Source organism: Bacillus cereus group sp. BfR-BA-01524, assembly GCF_022662595.1.
Lineage (GTDB): Bacteria > Bacillota > Bacilli > Bacillales > Bacillaceae_G > Bacillus_A > Bacillus_A thuringiensis_S.
In genome coordinates, this window is the sequence record NZ_JAKUDW010000042.1 from 18,759 (window position 1) to 40,147 (window position 21,389).

Consider the following 21,389-nt stretch of genomic DNA (forward strand, 5'->3'; position numbering starts at 1 on the left):
AAAGGAGCTATCCAAAATAATAATTTGGAATAGCTCCTATTTAGTAGGAAGAACAAATTGTATTTCATAGATTGTAATGTAGAATGCCCTTCCAAGCCCCTCATAAGCCCCTACCAAGTAATAAATCACTAAGAAAAAACCAAAACAACTACAAGAACAAAACAAGCACGAAAAAATGAAACCGGCGTTGTAGTAGTAAAAAAAATTGTAATTCGAATGCCAAAACCATTCCAGCATTCCTATTTTTATAATGAAGGATTAAAATCTTCCTATTTACTAGCAAAGAGTGGAGGGAAACATATGGCGGTATACCGTAATGTGCAGGTGAACTTTTGGCAAGATGAATTCATATTAGATTTAACGCAAGAGGAGCGTTATTTTTACATATATTTGTTAACTGGTACGAAAACGAAGCAATGTGGTATTTACATATTACCGAAGCGTGTGGCAGAGCTTGAAACAGGTTATAGTATGGAGACTGTTGAGAAGTTGCTAAACAGGTTTGTTGAGTATGGAAAGATTTTATATGATACGGAAACGAAAGAGGTATTCATAATAAACTGGTTACACTATAACCCTATTTCAAATACGAATGTAGAAAAGTGCGTATTACGTGAGTTAAAGACTGTAAAAAGTAATGAGTTCATACATATGTTTTTACGTAAATGCCTTGAAGAAGAATACACGATTCCATTATTATTGCAGCATTTTGGTATGCCAAAAGAAGAGGATAATAGTAGTTCACAAGTAGTTATTGAAGAGAAAGAAGAAGCGGAAGAGGTAGAAAGTATAGAAGAGGACGTTCCAAATAGTGAAGTTTATAAGTTTTATGAACAAAATATTAGTAGTTTATCCCCATATATTGTGAAAGAATTGAAGAATTGGATACAAAAATTTTCTGGAGAGAAAGTGTTAGAGGCACTTAAAATTGCGTTTGAAAATAATAAGAAAACGTTAGCTTATGTGAAGGGGATTTTGAGGAATTGGTGTAGCAAAAAGTTAAAGGATTTTAGTGGGGAGAAGTGTGTAATGGGAAGTTTAGAGAGAAGGAAATGTATGTTGAGTAGTGTATTTTAATTTACATTAATTTAATGTAGAATGTACGTTCGTTTTTTGTGGGTTTTATGCTATACTACCATTAAATAAGTGTATTTTTATAATAGATAAAAAGATGCGGGGGGTACAAAGTTTGACTACTAGTACATCTGAGTTGTTTCAATATATTAATATGACAGAAGAACAGGAACAATTAGCACTACGATATATACAGACAAAAGAAGAAGAGATTTTAAAAGATATTGAACTAACGACGATTCGTGATCAAAAAAGAAGCGATTTTGCGGAGCGATTTATAAACGATTTTAGGAAAGTACATAAACAAGATCCGGGTTTCTTTCGGTTATTTTATCATATACTCGAGGAGCAATTATTAAATGTTCTTGTAGTCCGTTTTGCGCATGTCAGTTTTTCTAAAATGAAGGTTTATTTAGAAAAAAGTGCACTACCTTTGGACAAACTTGTAGCAATTGCATGTAAGTATTTATCTAGTATTTCAAGTTACGTCAATGAAGCAGATGTTTTTCTTAGAGAGTTAACAAAAGAGAAACCGAACTATATAGAGGAACAATTACATACTTTACCAACTAAACAGCAATTAACATTACTTCTCGTAATGTTTGATGTAGAGTATGAAAAGTTTCGTACATATAGTTCTTTATTGAATAAGAGGTTAGAAGAACATGCAGAATTTATATTGAAACTGCTAGGGGAAAAGGAAAAGGTTGAAGCAGTTAAACGGTATTTAAAAGGTGAAGATGATAGTGAAGTATTTATAGGTGGGAATTTACCGGAACATATTTGGCGGCTATTATTTTGTGTTCATAAACATTCGAATGTTGCGAGGCGATATATTGAGATATTGGCGAAGAAAAATGTTTGGGGTTTTATAAACTATGCAACACGTTATATGTGTCACACTCTTGGTCAGTCTCAAAACTACAAAAAAACTGGTAGTGTAAATAGAGAAACATATGAAGAAATTCAAAGTTTTTGTACACAGTTTTGGATTTCTAAGGAAAGATTTTTTGCGCATCGTCTTAGGCAACATGATTTGAATAGTGAGGATTTTTGTAAGACGTATGAATATGAATTGCTATGCTTTATGTTGGAGGGAAATCCTGAATTTATTCAACAAACTTTGCAATATGTAAGTAAAATGAATTATCTCATCATCGCACGAACGCTAGCCGAAAAAGGATATGAGCTAAATAGAGGGAAAATGCGAGAAGAATTTTTTGTTGCTGCTTTGCAAATTAAATTGTCTACATTGCGGGATACATATTGTGATTATTTACTAGGGAAGTTGTCACTTGAGGATATAAAGCAAATACTTAAAAATCCGAAATATAGAAGTATGTATTGGGGTATGCCGGTGTTAGAGGTTGCGCTTCTTTGGGATATAGATGATGTAGCGAAAAGGGAAGCTGTACTTACACTACAGTTTGGAGATGATGATAGTGTTAATTTATACGAACTTCTTTACGAATGTTCTGTCAGAGGAGTAGAGCCGAAACAAGTATTAGAAGATCTGCTTTCGTATGGGTTAAGTAAGGAAAAACTTATCGCTTATGCAGTTGAAGAAGCTGCATGCTACAGTGAAGAGAGAAATAAGGCGAAGGAAGCGCTTGTTTGTGTAATTGTAAAAGAACAAGCATATATAATTGAACGGTTTGATGAGTATTCTGCTATGGCAAAAGCATATATTTTAGAAGAGTTAGCAAAGGATAACATGGTTAAAATGCGTCCGATTTTAATTAAAAGCTTAGGGGATTCATCTAAAAAAATGCGTGAGTCTGTAGTTAAACTGCTTTCAAAAGATGTAGAAGCTGCAGCAGATGTAGCAGTTGAACTTCATAATAAAAAGAAGATTGTTCGTGAAAATGTGATGAAAATACTAATAGAGTATAAGCTTGAAAAATATACGAAACTTGTACAGGAAGCTTTGCAAGAAAGTAAAAATGAATCTTTCGCAGGAAAATTCTCGTTTTTATTTCAAACGGAGGAAGAAAAGATCGAAGAACTATGTGCACGTATTTTAACGGAACAAACAAGGAATTCACTTCTGCAATTGATTGGGGATGAGCCACAAATCCGTTTACGTGACTCTAATGAAATTGCTGATGCTGCAATTCCGTTAGCCTATTTACAACAGTATATCTCAGATGCTGTTATTGAGAAGAAAGAAACGGCAGAAGTAATTGGTAGAGCTTTAAATGAAGAGGACTTAAAAGAATATGTGCAAACGATATATCAAATATGGATTTCTCAAGACGCAGATGTGAAGAAGCGTGGAATTCTTTCGTTATACGGAATGTATAGTGACGACAAAATGGTCGACATACTTATAAAGCAAATTGATGAATGGGTGCTTCAAATGAGAGGAAAGATAGCAGCGGATGCCGTTCGTGCTTTAGGTTTGTCTTCATCTAAGCTTGCACTTATGTCTATTCATGCAATAGCATTTAAATATAAACATAAGCAAGTACGTAATGCAGCAAAAGAAGCGCTAAGTCTTGCTGCGAAAACACGTGGTATAACAGAGGAAGAGCTGGAAGATCAATTGGTGCCGGACCTTGGCTTTACTATACATGGTGAAAAGATAATTGATTTCGGGAATCGAAGTTTTACTGCCATTTTAACTACAGAGTCAAAAATTGAATTAGAGACAGAGGAAGGAAAACGTATGAAGTCACTTCCAAAGCCGAATGCAAAAGATGATGTAGAAAAGGCTGAAGAGGCTAAAAAAGAATTAGCCTCTTTAGAGAAGGAACTCCGAACTACTCTTTCAATGCAAAAACAACGATTGGAAGCGGCACTTTCGTTAAAGCGTTATTGGTCACATAATGCATGGAAGTCTGTATTTATGGATAATCCAATTATGAAGCAATTTTCTATTTCACTCATTTGGGGTGAGTATAAGGAAGGGAAGTTGCTGAACGCATTCCGTTATGCAGAAGGTGGCGTGTTCTGTACAATTGACGGGAAGAGTTATGAACTTTCATTTGGCACTGTTATTGGTTTCGTTCATCCGTTAGAATTGTCTGGGGCGGAGAAGGAATTATGGAAAGAGCAATTAGAAAGTGCGGGAATTGTTCAGCCGTTCCTACAAATTGAGCGTCCAGTGTTTGTAGTAGAAGAGAATGATGAGAGTGCTATTGAGAGATTTGGTGGTATTTTAGTAAATGGTCGTTTGTTATTCGGTAAGATGACGAAGCTTGGATGGATCCGTGGATCTGTTCAAGATGGCGGTGTGTATTATACGTTTTATAAAGAAGATACTCGTACTGGATTAGGGGCAGAACTTTCATTTAGCGGAGCGCCGATTGGTTATGAAGATGAAGAAGATGTATGTGTATTTGACATTCAATTTTATAAAGCAGGTACAGTGAATCATGGTTCATATGAATACGATGAAATTGATGATGAAAGACGCATTGTACCAAAAGAAGTAGATAAACGCTTCTTTAGTGAAATGTTATATGATGTGCAAGTAGCGACAGGTGCAAATCTTGGGCATAATGAAAGTTGGCGTAGCAAACGATAAGAAAGACCCCCTTCATTGGTAGGAAAATGAAGGGGGTTTTTCAATGTTTTTAAAAGGTTCTTTCTCAAAAAGAAGCGAATAGTGTGAGAAAGGGGTGGTTATATGGAAGTCGTTATAAAGAAGAAACGAAAAAGGGGAAGAAGAATTTTTATTTGGGCTAGTAGTATCGTTCTCTTGTTAGTTATTTCCGCTGCGATTTTTTTGAACATATATACGTTGAAATCTATGCCAAAGATAGATGGAACGATAAAGCTAGAGGATTTACAACACGCTGTGACGGTGAAGCGGGATAGTAAAGGTGTACCGCATATTAAATCGGAAAATGCACATGATTTATATTTTTCACAAGGATATGTACAAGCGCAAGATCGGTTGTTTCAAATGGATTTAAGTAGAAGACAAGCTTCTGGTATGTTAAGTGAAGTTGTTGGGGAAGCAGCCGTTGACCGAGATAAATTGTTTCGAACACTCGGTTTACGGCGAGCGGCAGAAGCTTCAGTTAGTCAATATGATGGAGAAGCAAAATATGCCCTGCAGTCATTTGCTGATGGGGTGAACGCTTTTATACGTGAGGCGAAAGCGGAAAAGAAATTACCAGTTGAGTTTACTATATTAGGTTATGAGCCTTCTGAATGGTCAATTGTTGATTCTTTAACAATTGGGAAGTATATGGCGTTTGACTTAGGGGGACATTGGCATGGACAGGCGTTTCGATATTGGGCGCTGAAAAACCTTCCGAAAGAGCAAGCAAATGAGCTATTTCCTACATATCCGAAAGATGCACCTAGATTGCTAGCTGAACTAAAAACTACAAATGTGGACGTAGCACAAAGTTTTTCAAAAACGATAATTCCCCCGGAGTTTAACGGTAGTAATAACTGGGTTGTGAGCGGTGAGAAGAGTGCGTCAGGTAAGCCGATTTTAGCAGATGACCCTCATTTATCCCTTGCGACACCTTCTATATGGTATCAAACGAGACTTGAAATGAAAGATTTAAATGTGAGTGGCGTTATTTTCGCTGGAGTACCAGGTGTTATATTAGGCCACAATGACAAAATAGCGTGGGGCGTTACGAATACGGGGCCTGATGTGCAAGATTTATATATTGAGAAGAGAAATCCTAATAATGAAAATGAATTTCTGTATAACGATAAATGGGAGAAAGCTACGGTAGTTGATGAATCGATTAAAGTAAAAGGCGGGAAGACAATTCCTTATAACGTTACGATTACGAGGCATGGGCCAGTAATTTCAGAGTTTGCGGATAAGGGGAAGGAGAAAACGAAAACGAAAACCGTATTCTCTTTAAAGTGGACTGCTTTAGAACCGTCAGCCGAGTTAAAAGCTGTATTAAATATGAATAAGGCAAAAGACTGGAATGAGTTTGAAACCGCTCTTCAAGATTTCCATACACCAACGCAAAACTTTGTGTTTGCATCAAACAATGGCACGATTGCTTATAAAGCGAATGGAAATATACCAGTGCGTAAAAAAGGTGATGGTAGCTTGCCTGTTCCAGGATGGACAGATGAATATGAATGGGAAGGATATATTCCATTTGATCAGCTGCCGAAAGTTATAAATCCGAAAGAAGGGTTTATTTCAACTGCGAATAATAAAATTGTTGATGATGATTATCCGTATCATATTAGCAATACGTGGGCACAGCCATATAGGCAAATGCGTATTCAAGAATTTTTGCAAGAGAAGGAAAAGTATACGGTAAAAGATTTAGAAGAGTTACAGATGGATCAAAAGAATTTATACGGGAAAGAGTTTACTCCTATATTTTTAAAAGAGTTAAATAAAGCATCTTTAAATGAGGTAGAGAAAGAAGGTGTAAACCAATTAACAAAGTGGAATTTTTACGATAGTAAAGATGAAGCGGCACCACTAATTTTTCATTTATTAATGAAAGAGATTTCGAATACGTTATTTTCAAAAGAAATACCGAAAGATGTAATGGAGTTATTTGAAGGGAAGTCACAAGTTGTGGATGAATTAATCCGGAAACAAGTAGCAGGAGAAAATAGTGCATGGTTTTCTAAGCACGGAGGTTTCACAAAAGTTGTGCATACATCGTACGAGAATGTAATGAAGAAATTGCAGAAGGAATATGGACCCGATGTTGGGGGCTGGAAGTGGGGCGATTATCATCAACTCGCTTTTACACATCCAATTTCGAAATCATCGAGTATGTTAGCATTACTAGCTTTTAATCGTGAGAAACCAGTTCCAATTGGCGGAAGTCAAGTTACCGTTCAAGCAGCGAGTTACGGCGAGAACGGCATTGTAAATCACGGAGCTTCTTGGCGATTCGTTATTGATACAAAAGATATGTCAAACGGTTATCATATCGTAGGACCAGGACAGTCGGGACATTTTAGAAGCGATTGGTATCATGATCAAATAGATGATTGGATAAGTGGAACGTATCATACGACTACATTGAATACGGAGGGAATAGAGGGGAAGGTGCTAAATTTAGAACCGAAGTGATAGGGTGTTTTTGTTTGTGGAGGGACTAGTAATAATCTTTTTGATAATGAAAGCTTATCATTTAGAACATAACCCAGTTCTTAAATAATTTTAACAGCCAGCCTACTATCATTTAATTTGATAGTAGGCTGTTTCCATCTTCGAAATACGCTGTAGCAACTTCTTCAGGATTACGATTATTTCCACATGCTGCAAGTGCTGTAACAAATAAAGCCATTACAACTATTAACATGATTATTCCAGTTTTGAGGGGAATTAGTTAACAAAGACCAGGTATTATTTGCAACAGAACGGTCCCTCTGTACCCCTTGTTTCGTCATTTTTCTACGCCATCCAACTTGACAAATGTTTTTTTATCAAACTACAATGAAAATCATTATCAATAATATAGGGAGGATACTTTTGTCAATAAATGAAAAACAATATATTTATAGGTTAATAACCAGATCTTGTTAAGCCGTATGTACTATTTTTAGTTTAGCGTTGCCCAGAATGTACACCAATTAATCTCGCGAATTACAAGAAAACTATTATTGAAATGAGGCGTGCATTGTGAAGTTGGACGTGAATGAGTTAGCAGAGTATCTTGCCAATAATCCTTTCCGAGTAGAAGGAGTATATCGTTATGCTAAAAATCCAGGTGTGCCTTGTGCTGAGTCTACAGATTCTTTCCCAGGATTTGTATTTCCACTTACAGGGAAGACGCAATTTCAATTTAATGGTACGCCGTATATCCTTTCCCCAGGAAAAGTTATACATGGGGGTGCAAAAATGACATTAGCCCATAAAATGCTTGGTGAAATAAACTGGGAATATATTCTTGTTTTATATCAGATAAGCAATTCAGAACGAGAAGACTCTGGCTTTACTCATCAGCATTTTGAATTATTAACAGGACAATCTCCTCGTCTTGTCGAATTACTTATGCGTCTTTGGGATGTGTATAATCAGCGTGGAGGCATTTCGATGCTTCAGACCGAAATGCTGTTTCGCGAAGCGTTGAATGAAGCTTTATTAAGTGTTGTCAATAGAGAAAACAACTATGAGTCGCATACTTTATTCGAACGAATATCTAGTTACGTTCGTAAATACTATTATAAAGATATTACAATACATACGCTTACAGAACAAAATAATGTTAATCGAAATCGTCTTTCTTACGTGTTTAGAAAGCATGCAGGTATGGGGCCAGCAGAATATTTATTGAACTATCGTATAAAGATGGCTCAAAAAATGTTATGTACAAGTGGTGTGCCTGTACAACAAATTGCGCAGGCTGTTGGAATCGCAGACCCTTTTTATTTTAGTAGAGTTTTCAAGAAGCGGGTTGGCATTTCGCCTACTAAATATCGCGAGAAATTCATCAATAATCCATACTAATGTCAACAGGGGTCCATTCTTATTTGAAAATCACTGTTCTATACTTATGGAGAGTTAAAGGAAACATTGGATTGAAAGAACTTTCATTGAAATCACTCCTTTGTACTATCTGAATGAAAAGTTCTGGCCGGAGCATTTTCTTTTTAAGCGTAATGACGACTTTTTTACTTAGATTATTGTAATATAGTGGAAGTTAAAAATGAGGAGGGATTATTATCCATTACCAACCTATTAAACTAAATGACGAGTTATCTAAAATTAACGATTATTGGTATCCACGAGTGATTGGTGAAATGAATGATGATCAAATTCAGCTTTTTAAAGCTAATGGAGATTTTATATGGCATGAGCATCCTAATACGGATAAGCTATTTATTGTGCTTGAAGGGGAGATGTTCATCGATTTCCGTGATGGACAGGTGAAAATTTCTAAGGGCGAGATGTTTATTGTCCCGAGAGGCGTTGAGCATAAACCTTTCACTGAAAAGGAATCCCACATCATGTTGGTAGAGCCTAAAAGGGAAATGGATTGATAATCGTAAAAAGATAAAAAAGGAGCGGAAATCCGTTCCTTTTTTATTTATCTTACTATTTTTAGGAGCTTAGTATGAGTAAGATGTGAATAAAGGATGAATAGCATTTTTATCAATAAAAATTTATTGGATTTTTTGTGGAATATATATGAAACGTTGTATAAAATAATCAAGAAAGCCAAAAATTATAGGGGGGAAAGTTGTGAAGAAAAATAAGAGTTTAATAAGTTTTTTAGGAGTGTTTATTATGTTGTTTTCTTTTTGTTTTCAAGGAAATGTACAGGCAGATGTAAATACTGTTCAATCTGGAAAAATCAAATCAGGAAACGTAACAGTATGGGAAGTTGGAAATGTAGCGAAAGTATTAGCGGATGTGGAGCGCTTAAATTTAAATACAGTAAATGTACCGATTCAAGTGGATATCCCGAATGTGACTTCTACTAACATGGTAATTAATCAAGCGCAAAAGCAACAAGCTATTATTTTAATTCAAGAATTATTAAAGCGTAATATTCAAGTTATAGTGGAACCGTTCCCGTATATTCAGCAGGGGAATGTTGGAGAGACAGAATGGAACCCAAGTAACATTAATGATTTCTTCTGGAATTGGAAGACGGTTATTCTGCAAGATATTTTTAATTCCATTACAAGTAAATACGATGTATATGGACTAAAGATTGCTTCTAATTTCGTGAATATGGAATATGCAGAAGGATACTGGAGCGATACAATTGACTTTGTTCGTAAGCAGTATAAAGGAAATGTTTTGTATCAAATGAACTGGTGGTTAACAGCGAGCTGGGATCCTTCTTATGAAGCGAAGTTTAAAGAGAAAATCAATCGCCCGTATTTAAAAAAGGTGGATATTGTTAGCGTAGACAGTTGGTTTGAAGTTTCAGGAAAAAGAAATCCAACATATGAAGAAGTGAAACAAAGTTTATTTGCGACAACAGTATATAATCGTGGGCAAAATGTTGTTCAGCAATTGGAACAATTACATAATGCAACAGGAAAGCCAGTATACTTCGGTGGATTTAACGTTCCAGCATGTGAACTTGGATTACAAAATCCATGGAATCCAGATGTTTCAAATGTGTTTTCGAAAGATGTACAATTAAATGGATGGCGTGCTTACCGCGATGTATTAGAACCGAAACCATATTTTAAAGGTTTTTCAATTTGGTTTATTGGCTCTAATGATAGTACACATGCGTATCAAATACATAGTAAAGAAGCAGAGGCAGTTATTAACGGGTGGTACCGAAAATAAATTTTATAAAATAGGTAAGTTTTAAAGTTTACTACATATATTTCTAGTGAAAGGCCTTTCACCATCTTATCACCTAGGGGGCAATCATAATGAAATTTTTGTCTTACCTTACAGTAATTTTGGTGATTCTTGGCGGTTTGAATTGGTTATTTGTAGCGTTAGATTACAATGTAGTTGAGAAATGGTTTGGTTCTATGCCGGCGCTTGTGGACACTATTTATTGGCTCTTTGGTCTTTCTGCTATTTATCAAATCTTTGATCGGTTCTTTACGAACGACTAGCTATTATTATTTTATTATTAGAGTGTTAAGTACGATTATGTACTTAACACTTTTTTATGTGTATATAAAAAGTCTGCACTTGCAAGCGATTCCATCGCGTCTTGCGCCGTAATAATAGAAAATAAATTGACCGTATATTATATTTTAGGTTATAATTCAGAAAGTTTAAAAAATAATCGAATGAGAAATAGGGAGGTTATGAGGGTGATGGAGAGAGTCTATAATTTTTCAGCAGGACCATCAATACTCCCTTTGCCAGTTTTAGAGAAAGTGCAAAAGGAGCTATTAAATTATAACGGGACAGGCATGTCTATTATGGAAATGAGTCATCGATCTTCTTATTTTCAAAGTATTATAGAGGAAGCAAGTAACTTACTTCGTGAATTAATGAGCATCCCTGATGAGTATGAAGTTTTATTTTTACAAGGCGGTGCGTCATTACAATTCTCTATGATACCACTGAACTTAATGAATACGTATAAAAAAGCTGGGTACGTACTAACTGGCTCATGGTCTAAAAAGGCACTGCAAGAAGCCGAAAAAGTTGGGGAAGTACAAGTGATTGCTTCTTCTGAAAAAGAGAAGTTTACTACGATTCCTAAACTGGACGGTTTATTAAGTGATGAAAAACTAGATTATGTACATATTACAACGAATAATACAATTGAAGGGACAAAATATGTGGACATTCCACATGTAGAAAGAGTGCCGCTCGTTGCGGATATGTCCTCAAATATTTTATCAGAGAGATATGATGTTTCGAAGTTTGGTCTTATATATGCGGGGGCGCAAAAGAATTTAGGACCTGCGGGCTTAACGATTGCTATTATAAAAAGAGATTTAATTGGGGGAGCAGATCGCTCTTGTCCGACAATGTTAAATTATGAAACTTACAGTAAAAATAACTCCTTATATAATACACCGCCATCCTTTAGTATTTACGTAACAAAACTTGTACTAGAGTGGTTGAAAGAGCAAGGCGGAGTATCTGCGATTGAAGAACAAAATAAAATGAAATCTTCACTTCTTTATCATTTTTTAGATGAATCTAAATTGTTTACTTCACCAGTTGACCCTGCGTATCGATCACTTATGAACATTCCATTTACAACACCGTCAGAAGAACTTAACAATGAGTTTTTACAAAAGGCGAAGGAACGCGGTTTCGTTACGCTAAAAGGACATCGCTCAGTCGGCGGTATGCGTGCAAGTATTTACAATGCGATGCCAGCACACGGTGTAAAACAATTAGTAGATTATATGAAGGAATTTGAGCTTGAGAATAGATAGGGAGATGGGGATATGTTTCGTGTTCAAACGTTAAATCAAATTGCAGAAAAAGGTTTACAAGTTTTTACTGAAGAACGTTATGAAGTAGGGGATAAAATCAATCACCCAGATGGGATTTTGCTTCGTAGCTACTCTTTACATCAAGAAGAGTTTTCAAAAGACTTAAAGGCGATTGCAAGAGCTGGCGCTGGTGTAAATAATATTCCTGTCGAGCGATGTACAGAAAAAGGAATTGTAGTATTTAACACGCCGGGGGCAAATGCAAACGCCGTAAAGGAACTCATTATTGCCAGTCTTATTATGTCTTCACGTAACATTATTAATGGTGTAAGTTGGACGAAAAACTTAGAGGGTGAAGAAGTACCACAGCTTGTTGAATCAGGAAAAAAACAATTCGTTGGATCAGAAATTGCAGGGAAACGTCTAGGTGTTATCGGACTTGGCGCAATCGGTGCTTTAGTTGCGAACGATGCGTTAGCGTTAGGGATGGATGTTATCGGATATGATCCTTATATTTCAGTTGAAACAGCTTGGCGTCTTTCTACACATGTGCAAAGAGCATTTAGCCTTGATGAAATTTTTGCAACGTGTGATTATATTACACTGCATATTCCTCTTACGAATCAAACGAAGGGGATTATTGGGGAACACGCTGTAGAGAAGATGAAAAGAGGGATGCGTCTATTTAATTTCTCTAGAGGAGAACTTGTAGATGAAAAGGTTCTTCAAAAAGCATTAGAAGAAGATATTATTACACATTACGTAACGGATTTCCCAAATGAAAATGTAATAAAGATGAAAAATGTAACAGCGACGCCTCACCTTGGTGCATCTACGTCTGAATCGGAAGAAAATTGTGCAGTAATGGCAGCACGTCAATTACGTGAATATTTGGAGACAGGAAATATTCGTAATTCAGTAAACTATCCAAACGTCGAGCTTCCATATATCGGAAAGAAACGTATTACAATTATGCATCAAAACGTTCCAAACATGGTAGGACAAATTACAGGATGTTTAGCAGAACATCATATAAATATTGCTGATATGATTAATCGTAGTAAACATTCTTGGGCATACACAATGATTGATATCGATAACGGAATTGATGATATAATAAAAGAGAATATTGTAGAAAATATAAGCAAAATTACAGGTGTTGTAGCCGTTCGAATGATTGTGTAAAGGAGAGAGGAATGTGGCAAAAATACGACCGTTTCGGGCCATTCGTCCAGTAGAGGAAAAAGCAGCACAAGTTGCAGCTTTACCGTATGACGTATTAAATAGTGAAGAGGCAAGGGAAGTTGTAAAAGGGAATCCATATTCTTTCTTGCATGTTGATAAAGCAGAAATTGATTTAGATCCTGAACTGTCACCGTATGATGATCGCGTGTATGAAAAAGCGGGCGACAATTTAAAGCAATTTATACGAGAAGAAGTGTTCATACAAGATGAAGAGCCAGCGCTATATATTTATGAACTGACAATGCAAGGAAGAACGCAGTCAGGCCTTGTCGTTTGTACATCTATTGATGAATACGAAGATGATACAATTAAAAAACATGAAAGAACACGTCATGAAAAAGAATTAGATCGTATTCGCCACGTAGATGTGTGTGACGCAAATACAGGTCCTATCTTTTTAACGTACCGTACAAAAGAAGAAGTAAAGCATTTGATTAGAAGCTGGAAAGAAGAGCATGCGCCAATTTATACATTTACAGCAGAAGATGGTGTTAAGCATGTTGCGTGGAAGGTTGCAGATGAAGAAGTAATTGCGACTTTAGTAAACGCATTTGAAGATATTCCTAATCTTTATATTGCGGATGGGCATCACCGCTCTGCATCAGCTGCAATAGTAGGACTTATGCGAAGAGAACAATATCCGAATTACACAGGAGAAGAGGAATTTAATTTCTTCTTATCGGTTCTATTCCCTCATGATGAATTATCAATTTGGGACTATAACCGAGTTGTGAAAGATTTAAATGGCTTATCAGAGGAACAGTTTTTAAATCAAATTACGCAGTACTTTTATGTAGAAGGAGCAATTGTTTCTCCGTATAAACCAAATGAGCCCAAATCATTTGGTATGTATGTAAATGAGAAGTGGTATAAGCTTACTGTGAAAGAGGAAACATTTGATGCGAATGATCTTGTTAGAGGTTTAGATGTATCTATCCTGCAAGATCATTTATTAAGCCAAGTACTTGAAATACATGATCCGCGTTCTGATTCACGCATTGATTTTGTTGGTGGAATTCGGGGGCTAGAAGAGCTAGAACGCCTTGTGAACAGCGGTGTATATAAAGCGGCATTCTCATTATATCCGACATCTATGGAAGATTTATTAGCAATTGCAGATGCCGGTGAAGTCATGCCGCCAAAATCAACGTGGTTTGAACCGAAACTTCGCAGCGGGTTGTTTGTTCATTCTTTAAAATAAATAGACTTCTTTAGTTAGAAAAACCGAAATGATTTTTAGTTTCGGTTTTTCTTATTTTACAAGTGTTTTTGAGGAGGGGTATGGATGAAATTGCAAGTAGGCGAAAAAATCACCTTTGAACGAACTTTTACGAAAGAGGATGTTGCGTTATTTACAGAAGTATCGAAAGATGAAGGCGTTCATCATGTTACACCAGATGAGCAGGGAAGATTTGTTGTACAAGGGCTGTTAACATCAACATTGCCTACAAAAATTGGCGGTGATTATAACGTACTAGCTCGCAAAATGGATTTTGAATTTTTACGTCCTGTTTTTAGCGGCGATACGATTCGTTGTGACGTAACTATTGAACAATTTGAGCCTGATGAAAAAAATCGCACAAAAATTATTGCGACGTTTATATGTAGGAATCAACTTGAAAAGGAAGTTATGAAGGGGAGTTTTTCGGGGATTATTCTTTAATTAGTAAAAAAAGAAATGAATAGGTGGGGGCATGATGTCTCTAGGGCGTAGATTTTTAATTCCCCCATGAAGAAAATTTTATGCATTGCTGAATACTGATAATATACTCTGTTCATTTTTAACTTGAATAAACTCGTCAACAAAAAGGACATTCCTAGTATTACAAGAAATGTCCTTTCCACTAAATTATAAGGTATTTTGCTGAAATTCAAACTCTAAAATTAGTTTACTAGTTTGACCTGTAAACTGATAATTATAGGATCCTCTCAGGTTTTCTAAGTTACCGGTAGCTTTAATAATTGTTCCTGGGGAATCTAAATTTCCTTTATCAAATATTCCTTGCTCTAGAGCTGTAAATGTCCCTTGTTGCCCCTTATAAATTCCTTCAAAGTGTAAAAATCCAGAAATTTTAGCAGTAGCTAAGTGACCATCATTTATATTTGAGTCTAAATAATATAATAAGTATTCAACAAAAGCCTTTCCTTTTAATTCCCCATCAATATCATATTCGACATGAGCAATATTAATAGGGAAATCTTTTTTATTATCATCGATTGGTTTTTCATCCCACTTACTTACTGTAAATGTTACTTCCATACACGTAATCTCCCTCCAATTATATACTTTTAAAAAGTACCAATTCACAGACATATCTCATAGGAGTGTTTTTATTCATTCCACGCCACTTTCCAAAATAGAGAAAGATCCATTTTCACAATTAATTTCTGCCATTGCACCGTAAGGTAAAATAAACTTCGGTTCAGTATGGCCAAAATTTAAATTATAAAGAATCGGCAAATCTTCTAAGTTATGTTCCTTCATAACCTGCAATATTTCCTGTTTATATTCTTCATAGTATTGTTCATCTTTCGGTTTACCAAAAATGATTCCTTTTGCTTTTTGAAGAATACCTTGCGCTGCATAATTTCGTAACCAATACTTTATATAATTTGGTTCTGGATGTTCTTCAGATGTTTCAAAGAATAGAATACTATTCTCCCAATGCTTTTTCTCAGGCCAAAGTTCCGTTCCTTTTACGAATTCCAATACTTCAATACAACCACCAATTAAACGCCCTTGTACAGTCCTAGATCCTTGAAGGACCTCATATCCGTTGTTTTGCTGCATCGTACGTCTTGTATCCTTATTTATTTCTATCCATTCTAAACGCTCACTCGTCCATTCGTTAGCTGGTTGAATTTCACCAATAATCTCATTTGAAAAGAGAGTTCGATTCACTGTTTCAATCGTATATGAATCCATCTCTATATTTTCAGCAAAATCGGTTAAGATTGCTGGACCGTAAAAAGAGGAAATTCCTGCTTTATGACAAAATAAGTGTGAAACGGTATCGTCAGAGTACCCCATAAAGATTTTCGGATTTTCACGTATCACATTAAAATCAATATAAGGTAGTAAACGGATACTATCTTCGCCACCAATATTCGTAATAATTGCTTTAACACGCGTATCTTTAAATGCTGTCATTAAATCTTCCGCACGAGCTCCTGGATTGTTATAAAGGTATTCGCTACCTTTTAAACTATTTGGCATTGGGATAACTGTAAGCCCAAATACGTCTTCTAATCTCTTTACTCCTTGCTCATAACGCCATCTTAGCTTAGAATCACCCGCTCCTCCCCATGAAGCACTTACTGTTGCTACGATATCTCCTGGCTGTAATCGCTTTGGTTTTATTAACATATGAATTCCGCCCCTACATAATGTAATGAACTACGATTATACAAACCGTAGCGCTGAAAAATATGATGCATGACATTAGTTTCTTCATCATCAACAATTTCACCTGCTGTAACTCGAGAATCTAGTCTCATTGTTGTATATTTAAAAATCACAGTATGCATCATTGCATGAGGAAAACGGTTGTTATTTTTATAACCTGTAACTATAATGATTACAGGTTGGTCGATACCAATCAAAAAAATAAAATCATCATGAATGGAGATGTTACATATGGGTATGAAAAAAATAATTTTAGCAGGTGCTTTAGGGATCGCAGCATTATCAGGAACAAATGTACCAGGATTAGAACTAACAAAAGCGAGTGCAGCTTCTATTGAATCGAATTTCTCGACGTTAGAAGGACGAGTAGTAGAAGTAGATAACGGTGTGATTGTTGTAAAATCTAAGCAATATGAGGAACCTGTTAGTGTGTATATTGATTCACTTTCAAACGTGAAAGTAGGAGATGAAGTAAAAGCTACTGGATCTATGATGCGTAATTTTACAGAATATATGGTTGCAACTGCAGTTGAAAATACAACAAACAAGTTAGGTATGCACATGAAAGAAGATGGTTCGCCTGATTATGTGATTGGGAAAGTATCAAAAGTAGGAACGATGGAAGATGAAGGAGACGGTGCTACTAAATATGTCGTAGTTGAGTATCCATCGCTAAATGGTAAGAAAGTTATTATTGATGTTTTCTTAACAAAGGGACAAGTATTTAATACGGGCGAGAAAGTAAAAATTGATATGAAGTACGTGGGCTGGGGTGGAAGTTCTATTAACTGGAACACAACGGACAACATTGAAAAAGTTCATGAGGTAAAGAGCAACGTTGAAAATAATGATGATGTTTGGATTTGGTCTTAATAAGGCGAGTATAAGTCGTTATTTGCATTTTTCTCCAAACAATACATGTAAAAACTAAATGTATCATGCAGTACCCATCAAATTATTATGTGTATAACAATTTGATGGGTACTTTTGTTTTGTGTTTTTTTGAGAATAACGGATTTCCAATAAGAATATGATGTTAACATTGGAGCGAAGGTGAAAAAATACAATATTGAAAGAGGTGTTCAAGGGTGGAGCAAGATGATGTTTATTTACGAGCTAAAAAAAGGGTGGAGAATTTAAAAGCTTTTTACATTCATTTAACGGTTTATATACTAGTGAACTTAATGCTTTTTATTATAAATATAAGTTCTGATTCAAGTAAATTATGGTTTTTATATCCACTTGCAGGCTGGGGAATTGGTATCGTTATACACGGTTTGACAACTTTTCCAGTTGGGATATTCGGGAAAGAGTGGGAAGAACGAAAGATTAAAGAATATATGGAGAAAGATAAGTGAATTTATTTCTGAAACGTATGAATATAAAATTCCATATGAATTTCTATGATCACACGCTTGATGCGAAGTCTATTCTATAGCTTCGCTTATTTGCTTTGTATTTGAAGTTTGTGCGAGTGAGAGTGTTTATATTCATTTTTTAGGCTGAATTGCATGTGAAATCAAAACTTTAGTTGTAGTACATAATAAATACAGTTATTTTACTTTCTTAATTACAAGTGAATATGGGATAAAGCTGATTTATCATCCTATATTAAAATAAAAATAAACCACTGTTCGATTTGAATATTCCACGATATAATAGTGAGAGTTTATGGCAGAATAAATATTTACATAAGAAGTGAGGTACTGTATGAAAAAAAGAACGACAGACATTATTTTTATTATTATCGGTGCATTTCTTTTTGCGTTAGGTGTCAATTTGTTTGTTATCCCGAACGAATTTGGTGAGGGCGGAGTAACAGGTATCACGATTATTACGTACTATTTATTTGAATGGTCACCGGGCTTAGTTAACTTAATTTTAAATGCGATTTTGTTAATAGCCGGTTATAAGTTTTTAAATAAGATTACAACAATTTATACGATTATCGCTGTAGTTACGAACTCGCTATTTCTTCATTTGACAGAAGGCTGGACGATTACTTCGGATGAAATGCTCGTAAATGCCATTTTCGGAGGAATATTTATCGGGTGCGGGATTGGTCTTATTATTCGCGTTGGCGGAACAACTGCAGGTACAACCATCTTAGCAAGGATGACACATAAATATTTAGGATGGAGCATTAGCTACGGTCTACTGTTCTTCGATTTAATCGTTGCGTTTTCATCTTATTTCATTATTGGTGCAGAAAAACTGATGATAACAATTATTATGCTATATGTAGCAACGAAAGTGATGGAGTTTGTAATTGAAGGTTTAAATCCGAAGAAAGCCATTACGATTATTTCTGATAATCCGAATGAAATTGCCGGGAAGGTAACTACCTTAATGGGCAGAGGGGTTACGGTGTACTCAGGTCATGGCTATTACACGAAAACTCCGAAGGAAATTCTTTATGTTGTTATTAATAAGCAAGAAGTAGTGAAGCTAAAACGGATTGTTCAAACTACAGATCCGGCTGCGTTCATCGCTATACACGATGTTCGTGACGTATTTGGAGAAGGATTCGTTGATATTTCTAAAGCATAGAAATTATTTTTCATTAAAATAATCTTAATACTAAAACGTAAGAATCTATTTTGAATAATCTTTTTTCAAAATAGATTCTTTTTCTTTTTCTTGCAAAAAATTCAATTGTTTCTTAATGTAGTGATGTAGAAGGATGAACGAGAGAGGGTTTAATGAAGATGATACATATTTTATTAGCTGATGACGATAAACATATTAGAGAGTTGTTGCATTATCATTTACAAAAAGAGGGATTTCAAGTTTTTGAGGCGGAAGATGGAAAGGTAGCGCAAGACGTATTAGAGAAGGAAAATATTCATCTTGCGATAGTAGACATTATGATGCCGTTCGTTGATGGTTATACGTTATGTGAAGAAATCCGGAAATATCATGATATTCCTGTTATTTTATTGACTGCAAAGGATCAGTTAGTCGATAAAGAAAAAGGGTTTATTTCTGGTACGGATGATTATATCGTAAAACCATTTGAGCCAGCTGAAGTCATTTTCCGTATGAAAGCTTTATTGCGCCGTTATCAAATGCTGAGTGCTGACATTATTACACTCCACGGAACGACAATTGATCGTAAAGGTGTTGAAGTGAAGTGTAACGGGCAGACGATTTTGCTTCCATTAAAAGAATTTGAGTTATTATCACAACTTGCTAGTTATCCTGGAAGAACATTTTCAAGAGAAGAGCTAATTGAATTAGTATGGGGAATGGATTTTGAAGGAGATGAACGAACGGTTGACGTTCATGTGAAGCGGCTGAGAGATCGTTTCTCAAAACGAACGGATGATTTTCAAATTACGACAGTGCGCGGACTCGGGTATAAGTTGGAGTTGAAATAAGATGAAATCACTATATTCTAGATTTGTATTTATGACGGTCGGCATTATGCTACTTAGTAGTATTATCGGCTTTTTATTAACGAACGTATATTATCAAGTGAAGTTAAAACCGTATAATAGTGAAAAGATTTTAAAGTATGCTGAAGAAGTTAAATCGTTATATGAAAAGCAAAGTGAAGAAAATCAAGAGGCGTACTTACATTCTATCGCAAAGTTAGGGTATGAAATTTATGTTGTCGATGATCAAAAGAATGGAAAGCGTATTGGCAATGCGTTTCGTAAGACGTCTATTAGCGATGCTACTGTTCATAAAGTATTGCAAGGAGAAACGTTTAATGGTGTTTCCACCTATCCAACTCGTCTCTTTATTACAGGGTTTTTCGATAATGAATTAATTAATAGCGTCGGTGTACCAGTGCAACACGGTGATAAACAGTACGCTTTATTTATTCGTCCTGACATTCAGAACCAATTTGGCGAAATGCGAATTTTCTTAGCGGTATTACTTGGGTTTATCGTACTATTAAGTATTATTTTTATAGCGATTGCAGCAGGTTATATCGTTCGCCCAATCCGTAAATTTACGAAGGCTACGCAAAAAATTGCGAGTGGGGAATATAAAATTGAATTAGACGTAAAACGAAAAGATGAAATAGGAACGTTATCTACGAGCTTCCAAAAGATGACGAAAAGTATTAAAGAACTAGATGAAATGAGACAAGAATTCGTTTCGAACGTTTCACATGAATTTCAGTCGCCGCTTTCTTCTATACAAGGTTTTTCGAAGACGTTGCAAACAGAAAAGATGAGCGTGGAAGAAAGAAACCATTACTTACAAATTATTGAGGGTGAAAGTAAGCGAATGTCTAGTTTATGTAAACAGTTACTCACGCTTGCATCACTAGATAAAGAAGAGAAAGTTCTACAAATAAAAGAATTCAATTTGCAGAAGCAAATTAAAGACGTTATTTTTATGCTCGAATGGAAATGGCGTGAAAAAGATATCGCTGTTGAATTTGATGTGCCAGATATCACTATAAAAGGTGATGAAAACTTACTTCATCAAGTATGGAGTAATATCTTTACGAATAGCATTAAGTTTTCAAACGATGGTGGAACGATTGAGTTTTTCGTGGAAGAGTTAGAGTCTAGCGTTATAATTTCTATATCAGACAACGGAATCGGTATGGAGAAAGAAGAAATGGATCGTATTTTTGACCGTTTTTACAAAGTAGATACAGCAAGGGCAAGAAACGTAGAAGGTAGCGGTTTAGGATTATCAATCGTGCAGAAGATTGTTGAACTGCATAAAGGGACCGTTTCGGTATATAGCACGAAAGGGGAAGGGACGACTGTTCGGGTGGAGCTTCCTAAATAGATAGAAGAGGCTGTTTGGGAACAGCCTCTTCTTTTTTTGTCGCTAGTATACGTGTAAAATGAAAAAATATGAGTCATTTTAATTGCATAATCGGATGAGTTTATGGAGTGGGATTAGGAGGAAG

Annotated in this window: 19 protein-coding genes; 16 read left to right on the plus strand and 3 right to left on the minus strand. The window is 35.6% G+C overall.

Features of this window, described 5'->3' with window-relative positions:
• The first annotated feature begins 300 nt into the window (after nucleotides 1–300).
• The 11 genes from MR170_RS16470 to MR170_RS16520 all read left to right on the plus strand — a co-directional run bounded on the left by MR170_RS16470 (nucleotide 301) and on the right by MR170_RS16520 (nucleotide 14,764).
• Nucleotides 301–1,077, plus strand: coding sequence for a DnaD domain-containing protein (locus MR170_RS16470; protein ID WP_242308660.1), 777 nt, complete (start codon nucleotides 301–303; stop codon nucleotides 1,075–1,077).
• A 112-nt stretch (nucleotides 1,078–1,189) separates the two neighbouring features.
• A complete protein-coding gene (locus tag MR170_RS16475) occupies nucleotides 1,190–4,603 on the plus strand; it encodes a DUF4132 domain-containing protein (RefSeq protein ID WP_242308661.1) in 3,414 nt (1,137 codons plus the stop codon).
• A gap of 102 nt (nucleotides 4,604–4,705) precedes the next feature.
• Entirely contained in the window at nucleotides 4,706–7,102 is a 2,397-nt protein-coding gene (locus tag MR170_RS16480; protein ID WP_242308663.1) for a penicillin acylase family protein, read from the plus strand.
• A 552-nt stretch (nucleotides 7,103–7,654) separates the two neighbouring features.
• Nucleotides 7,655–8,482, plus strand: a complete 828-nt coding sequence (locus tag MR170_RS16485) for a helix-turn-helix transcriptional regulator (RefSeq protein WP_063547948.1) — start codon at nucleotides 7,655–7,657, stop codon at nucleotides 8,480–8,482.
• A 293-nt stretch (nucleotides 8,483–8,775) separates the two neighbouring features.
• Nucleotides 8,776–9,015, plus strand: a complete 240-nt coding sequence (locus tag MR170_RS16490; RefSeq protein WP_000997182.1) for a cupin domain-containing protein — start codon at nucleotides 8,776–8,778, stop codon at nucleotides 9,013–9,015.
• A gap of 202 nt (nucleotides 9,016–9,217) precedes the next feature.
• On the plus strand, nucleotides 9,218–10,285 hold the full coding sequence (locus tag MR170_RS16495) for a glycoside hydrolase family 113 (protein ID WP_242308665.1): 1,068 nt from the start codon (nucleotides 9,218–9,220) through the stop codon (nucleotides 10,283–10,285).
• 89 nt (nucleotides 10,286–10,374) lie between these two features.
• Nucleotides 10,375–10,566: a DUF378 domain-containing protein gene (locus tag MR170_RS16500; RefSeq protein WP_000670801.1), complete on the plus strand. Its 192-nt coding sequence runs from the start codon at nucleotides 10,375–10,377 to the stop codon at nucleotides 10,564–10,566.
• Nucleotides 10,567–10,773: 207 nt separating this feature from the next.
• Complete coding sequence (gene serC, locus MR170_RS16505; RefSeq protein WP_242308691.1) at nucleotides 10,774–11,856, plus strand: 3-phosphoserine/phosphohydroxythreonine transaminase; 1,083 nt, start codon at nucleotides 10,774–10,776, stop codon at nucleotides 11,854–11,856.
• 12 nt (nucleotides 11,857–11,868) lie between these two features.
• Nucleotides 11,869–13,041, plus strand: a complete 1,173-nt coding sequence (locus MR170_RS16510; protein WP_000490222.1) for a 3-phosphoglycerate dehydrogenase family protein — start codon at nucleotides 11,869–11,871, stop codon at nucleotides 13,039–13,041.
• 13 nt (nucleotides 13,042–13,054) lie between these two features.
• Nucleotides 13,055–14,302 (plus strand): DUF1015 domain-containing protein, encoded by a 1,248-nt coding sequence (locus MR170_RS16515; protein WP_242308667.1) that lies wholly within the window; start codon nucleotides 13,055–13,057, stop codon nucleotides 14,300–14,302.
• 84 nt (nucleotides 14,303–14,386) lie between these two features.
• Nucleotides 14,387–14,764, plus strand: a complete 378-nt coding sequence (locus MR170_RS16520; protein WP_000776360.1) for a MaoC family dehydratase — start codon at nucleotides 14,387–14,389, stop codon at nucleotides 14,762–14,764.
• A gap of 186 nt (nucleotides 14,765–14,950) precedes the next feature.
• On the opposite strand, the gene MR170_RS16525 is transcribed toward MR170_RS16520, so the two are convergent.
• The 3 genes from MR170_RS16525 to MR170_RS16535 form a co-directional block, all read right to left on the minus strand.
• Entirely contained in the window at nucleotides 14,951–15,361 is a 411-nt protein-coding gene (locus tag MR170_RS16525; RefSeq protein WP_000454093.1) for a DUF3224 domain-containing protein, read from the minus strand.
• Between the two features lie 75 nt (nucleotides 15,362–15,436).
• Nucleotides 15,437–16,468 carry a S66 family peptidase gene (locus MR170_RS16530; protein ID WP_242308670.1) on the minus strand — a complete coding sequence of 344 codons (1,032 nt, stop codon included), beginning with the start codon at nucleotides 16,466–16,468 and terminating at the stop codon, nucleotides 15,437–15,439.
• On the minus strand, nucleotides 16,462–16,704 hold the full coding sequence (locus MR170_RS16535; protein WP_242308672.1) for a hypothetical protein: 243 nt from the start codon (nucleotides 16,702–16,704) through the stop codon (nucleotides 16,462–16,464). The genes MR170_RS16530 and MR170_RS16535 overlap by 7 nt, the downstream gene beginning before the upstream one ends.
• 34 nt (nucleotides 16,705–16,738) lie before the next feature.
• Here MR170_RS16535 and MR170_RS16540 point away from each other — a divergent pair, with 34 nt between their 5' ends.
• The 5 genes from MR170_RS16540 (at nucleotide 16,739) to MR170_RS16560 (ending at nucleotide 21,265) form a co-directional block, all read left to right on the plus strand.
• Complete coding sequence (locus MR170_RS16540; protein ID WP_043936641.1) at nucleotides 16,739–17,380, plus strand: ATP F0F1 synthase subunit alpha; 642 nt, start codon at nucleotides 16,739–16,741, stop codon at nucleotides 17,378–17,380.
• 215 nt (nucleotides 17,381–17,595) lie between these two features.
• A complete protein-coding gene (locus MR170_RS16545) occupies nucleotides 17,596–17,865 on the plus strand; it encodes a 2TM domain-containing protein (RefSeq protein ID WP_016080975.1) in 270 nt (89 codons plus the stop codon).
• A 352-nt stretch (nucleotides 17,866–18,217) separates the two neighbouring features.
• Nucleotides 18,218–19,057: a YitT family protein gene (locus MR170_RS16550; protein ID WP_000747489.1), complete on the plus strand. Its 840-nt coding sequence runs from the start codon at nucleotides 18,218–18,220 to the stop codon at nucleotides 19,055–19,057.
• 152 nt (nucleotides 19,058–19,209) lie between these two features.
• Nucleotides 19,210–19,887: a response regulator transcription factor gene (locus tag MR170_RS16555; protein ID WP_000781973.1), complete on the plus strand. Its 678-nt coding sequence runs from the start codon at nucleotides 19,210–19,212 to the stop codon at nucleotides 19,885–19,887.
• A 1-nt stretch (nucleotide 19,888) separates the two neighbouring features.
• Nucleotides 19,889–21,265, plus strand: coding sequence for a sensor histidine kinase (locus tag MR170_RS16560; protein ID WP_242308674.1), 1,377 nt, complete (start codon nucleotides 19,889–19,891; stop codon nucleotides 21,263–21,265).
• Nucleotides 21,266–21,389 lie beyond the last annotated feature (124 nt).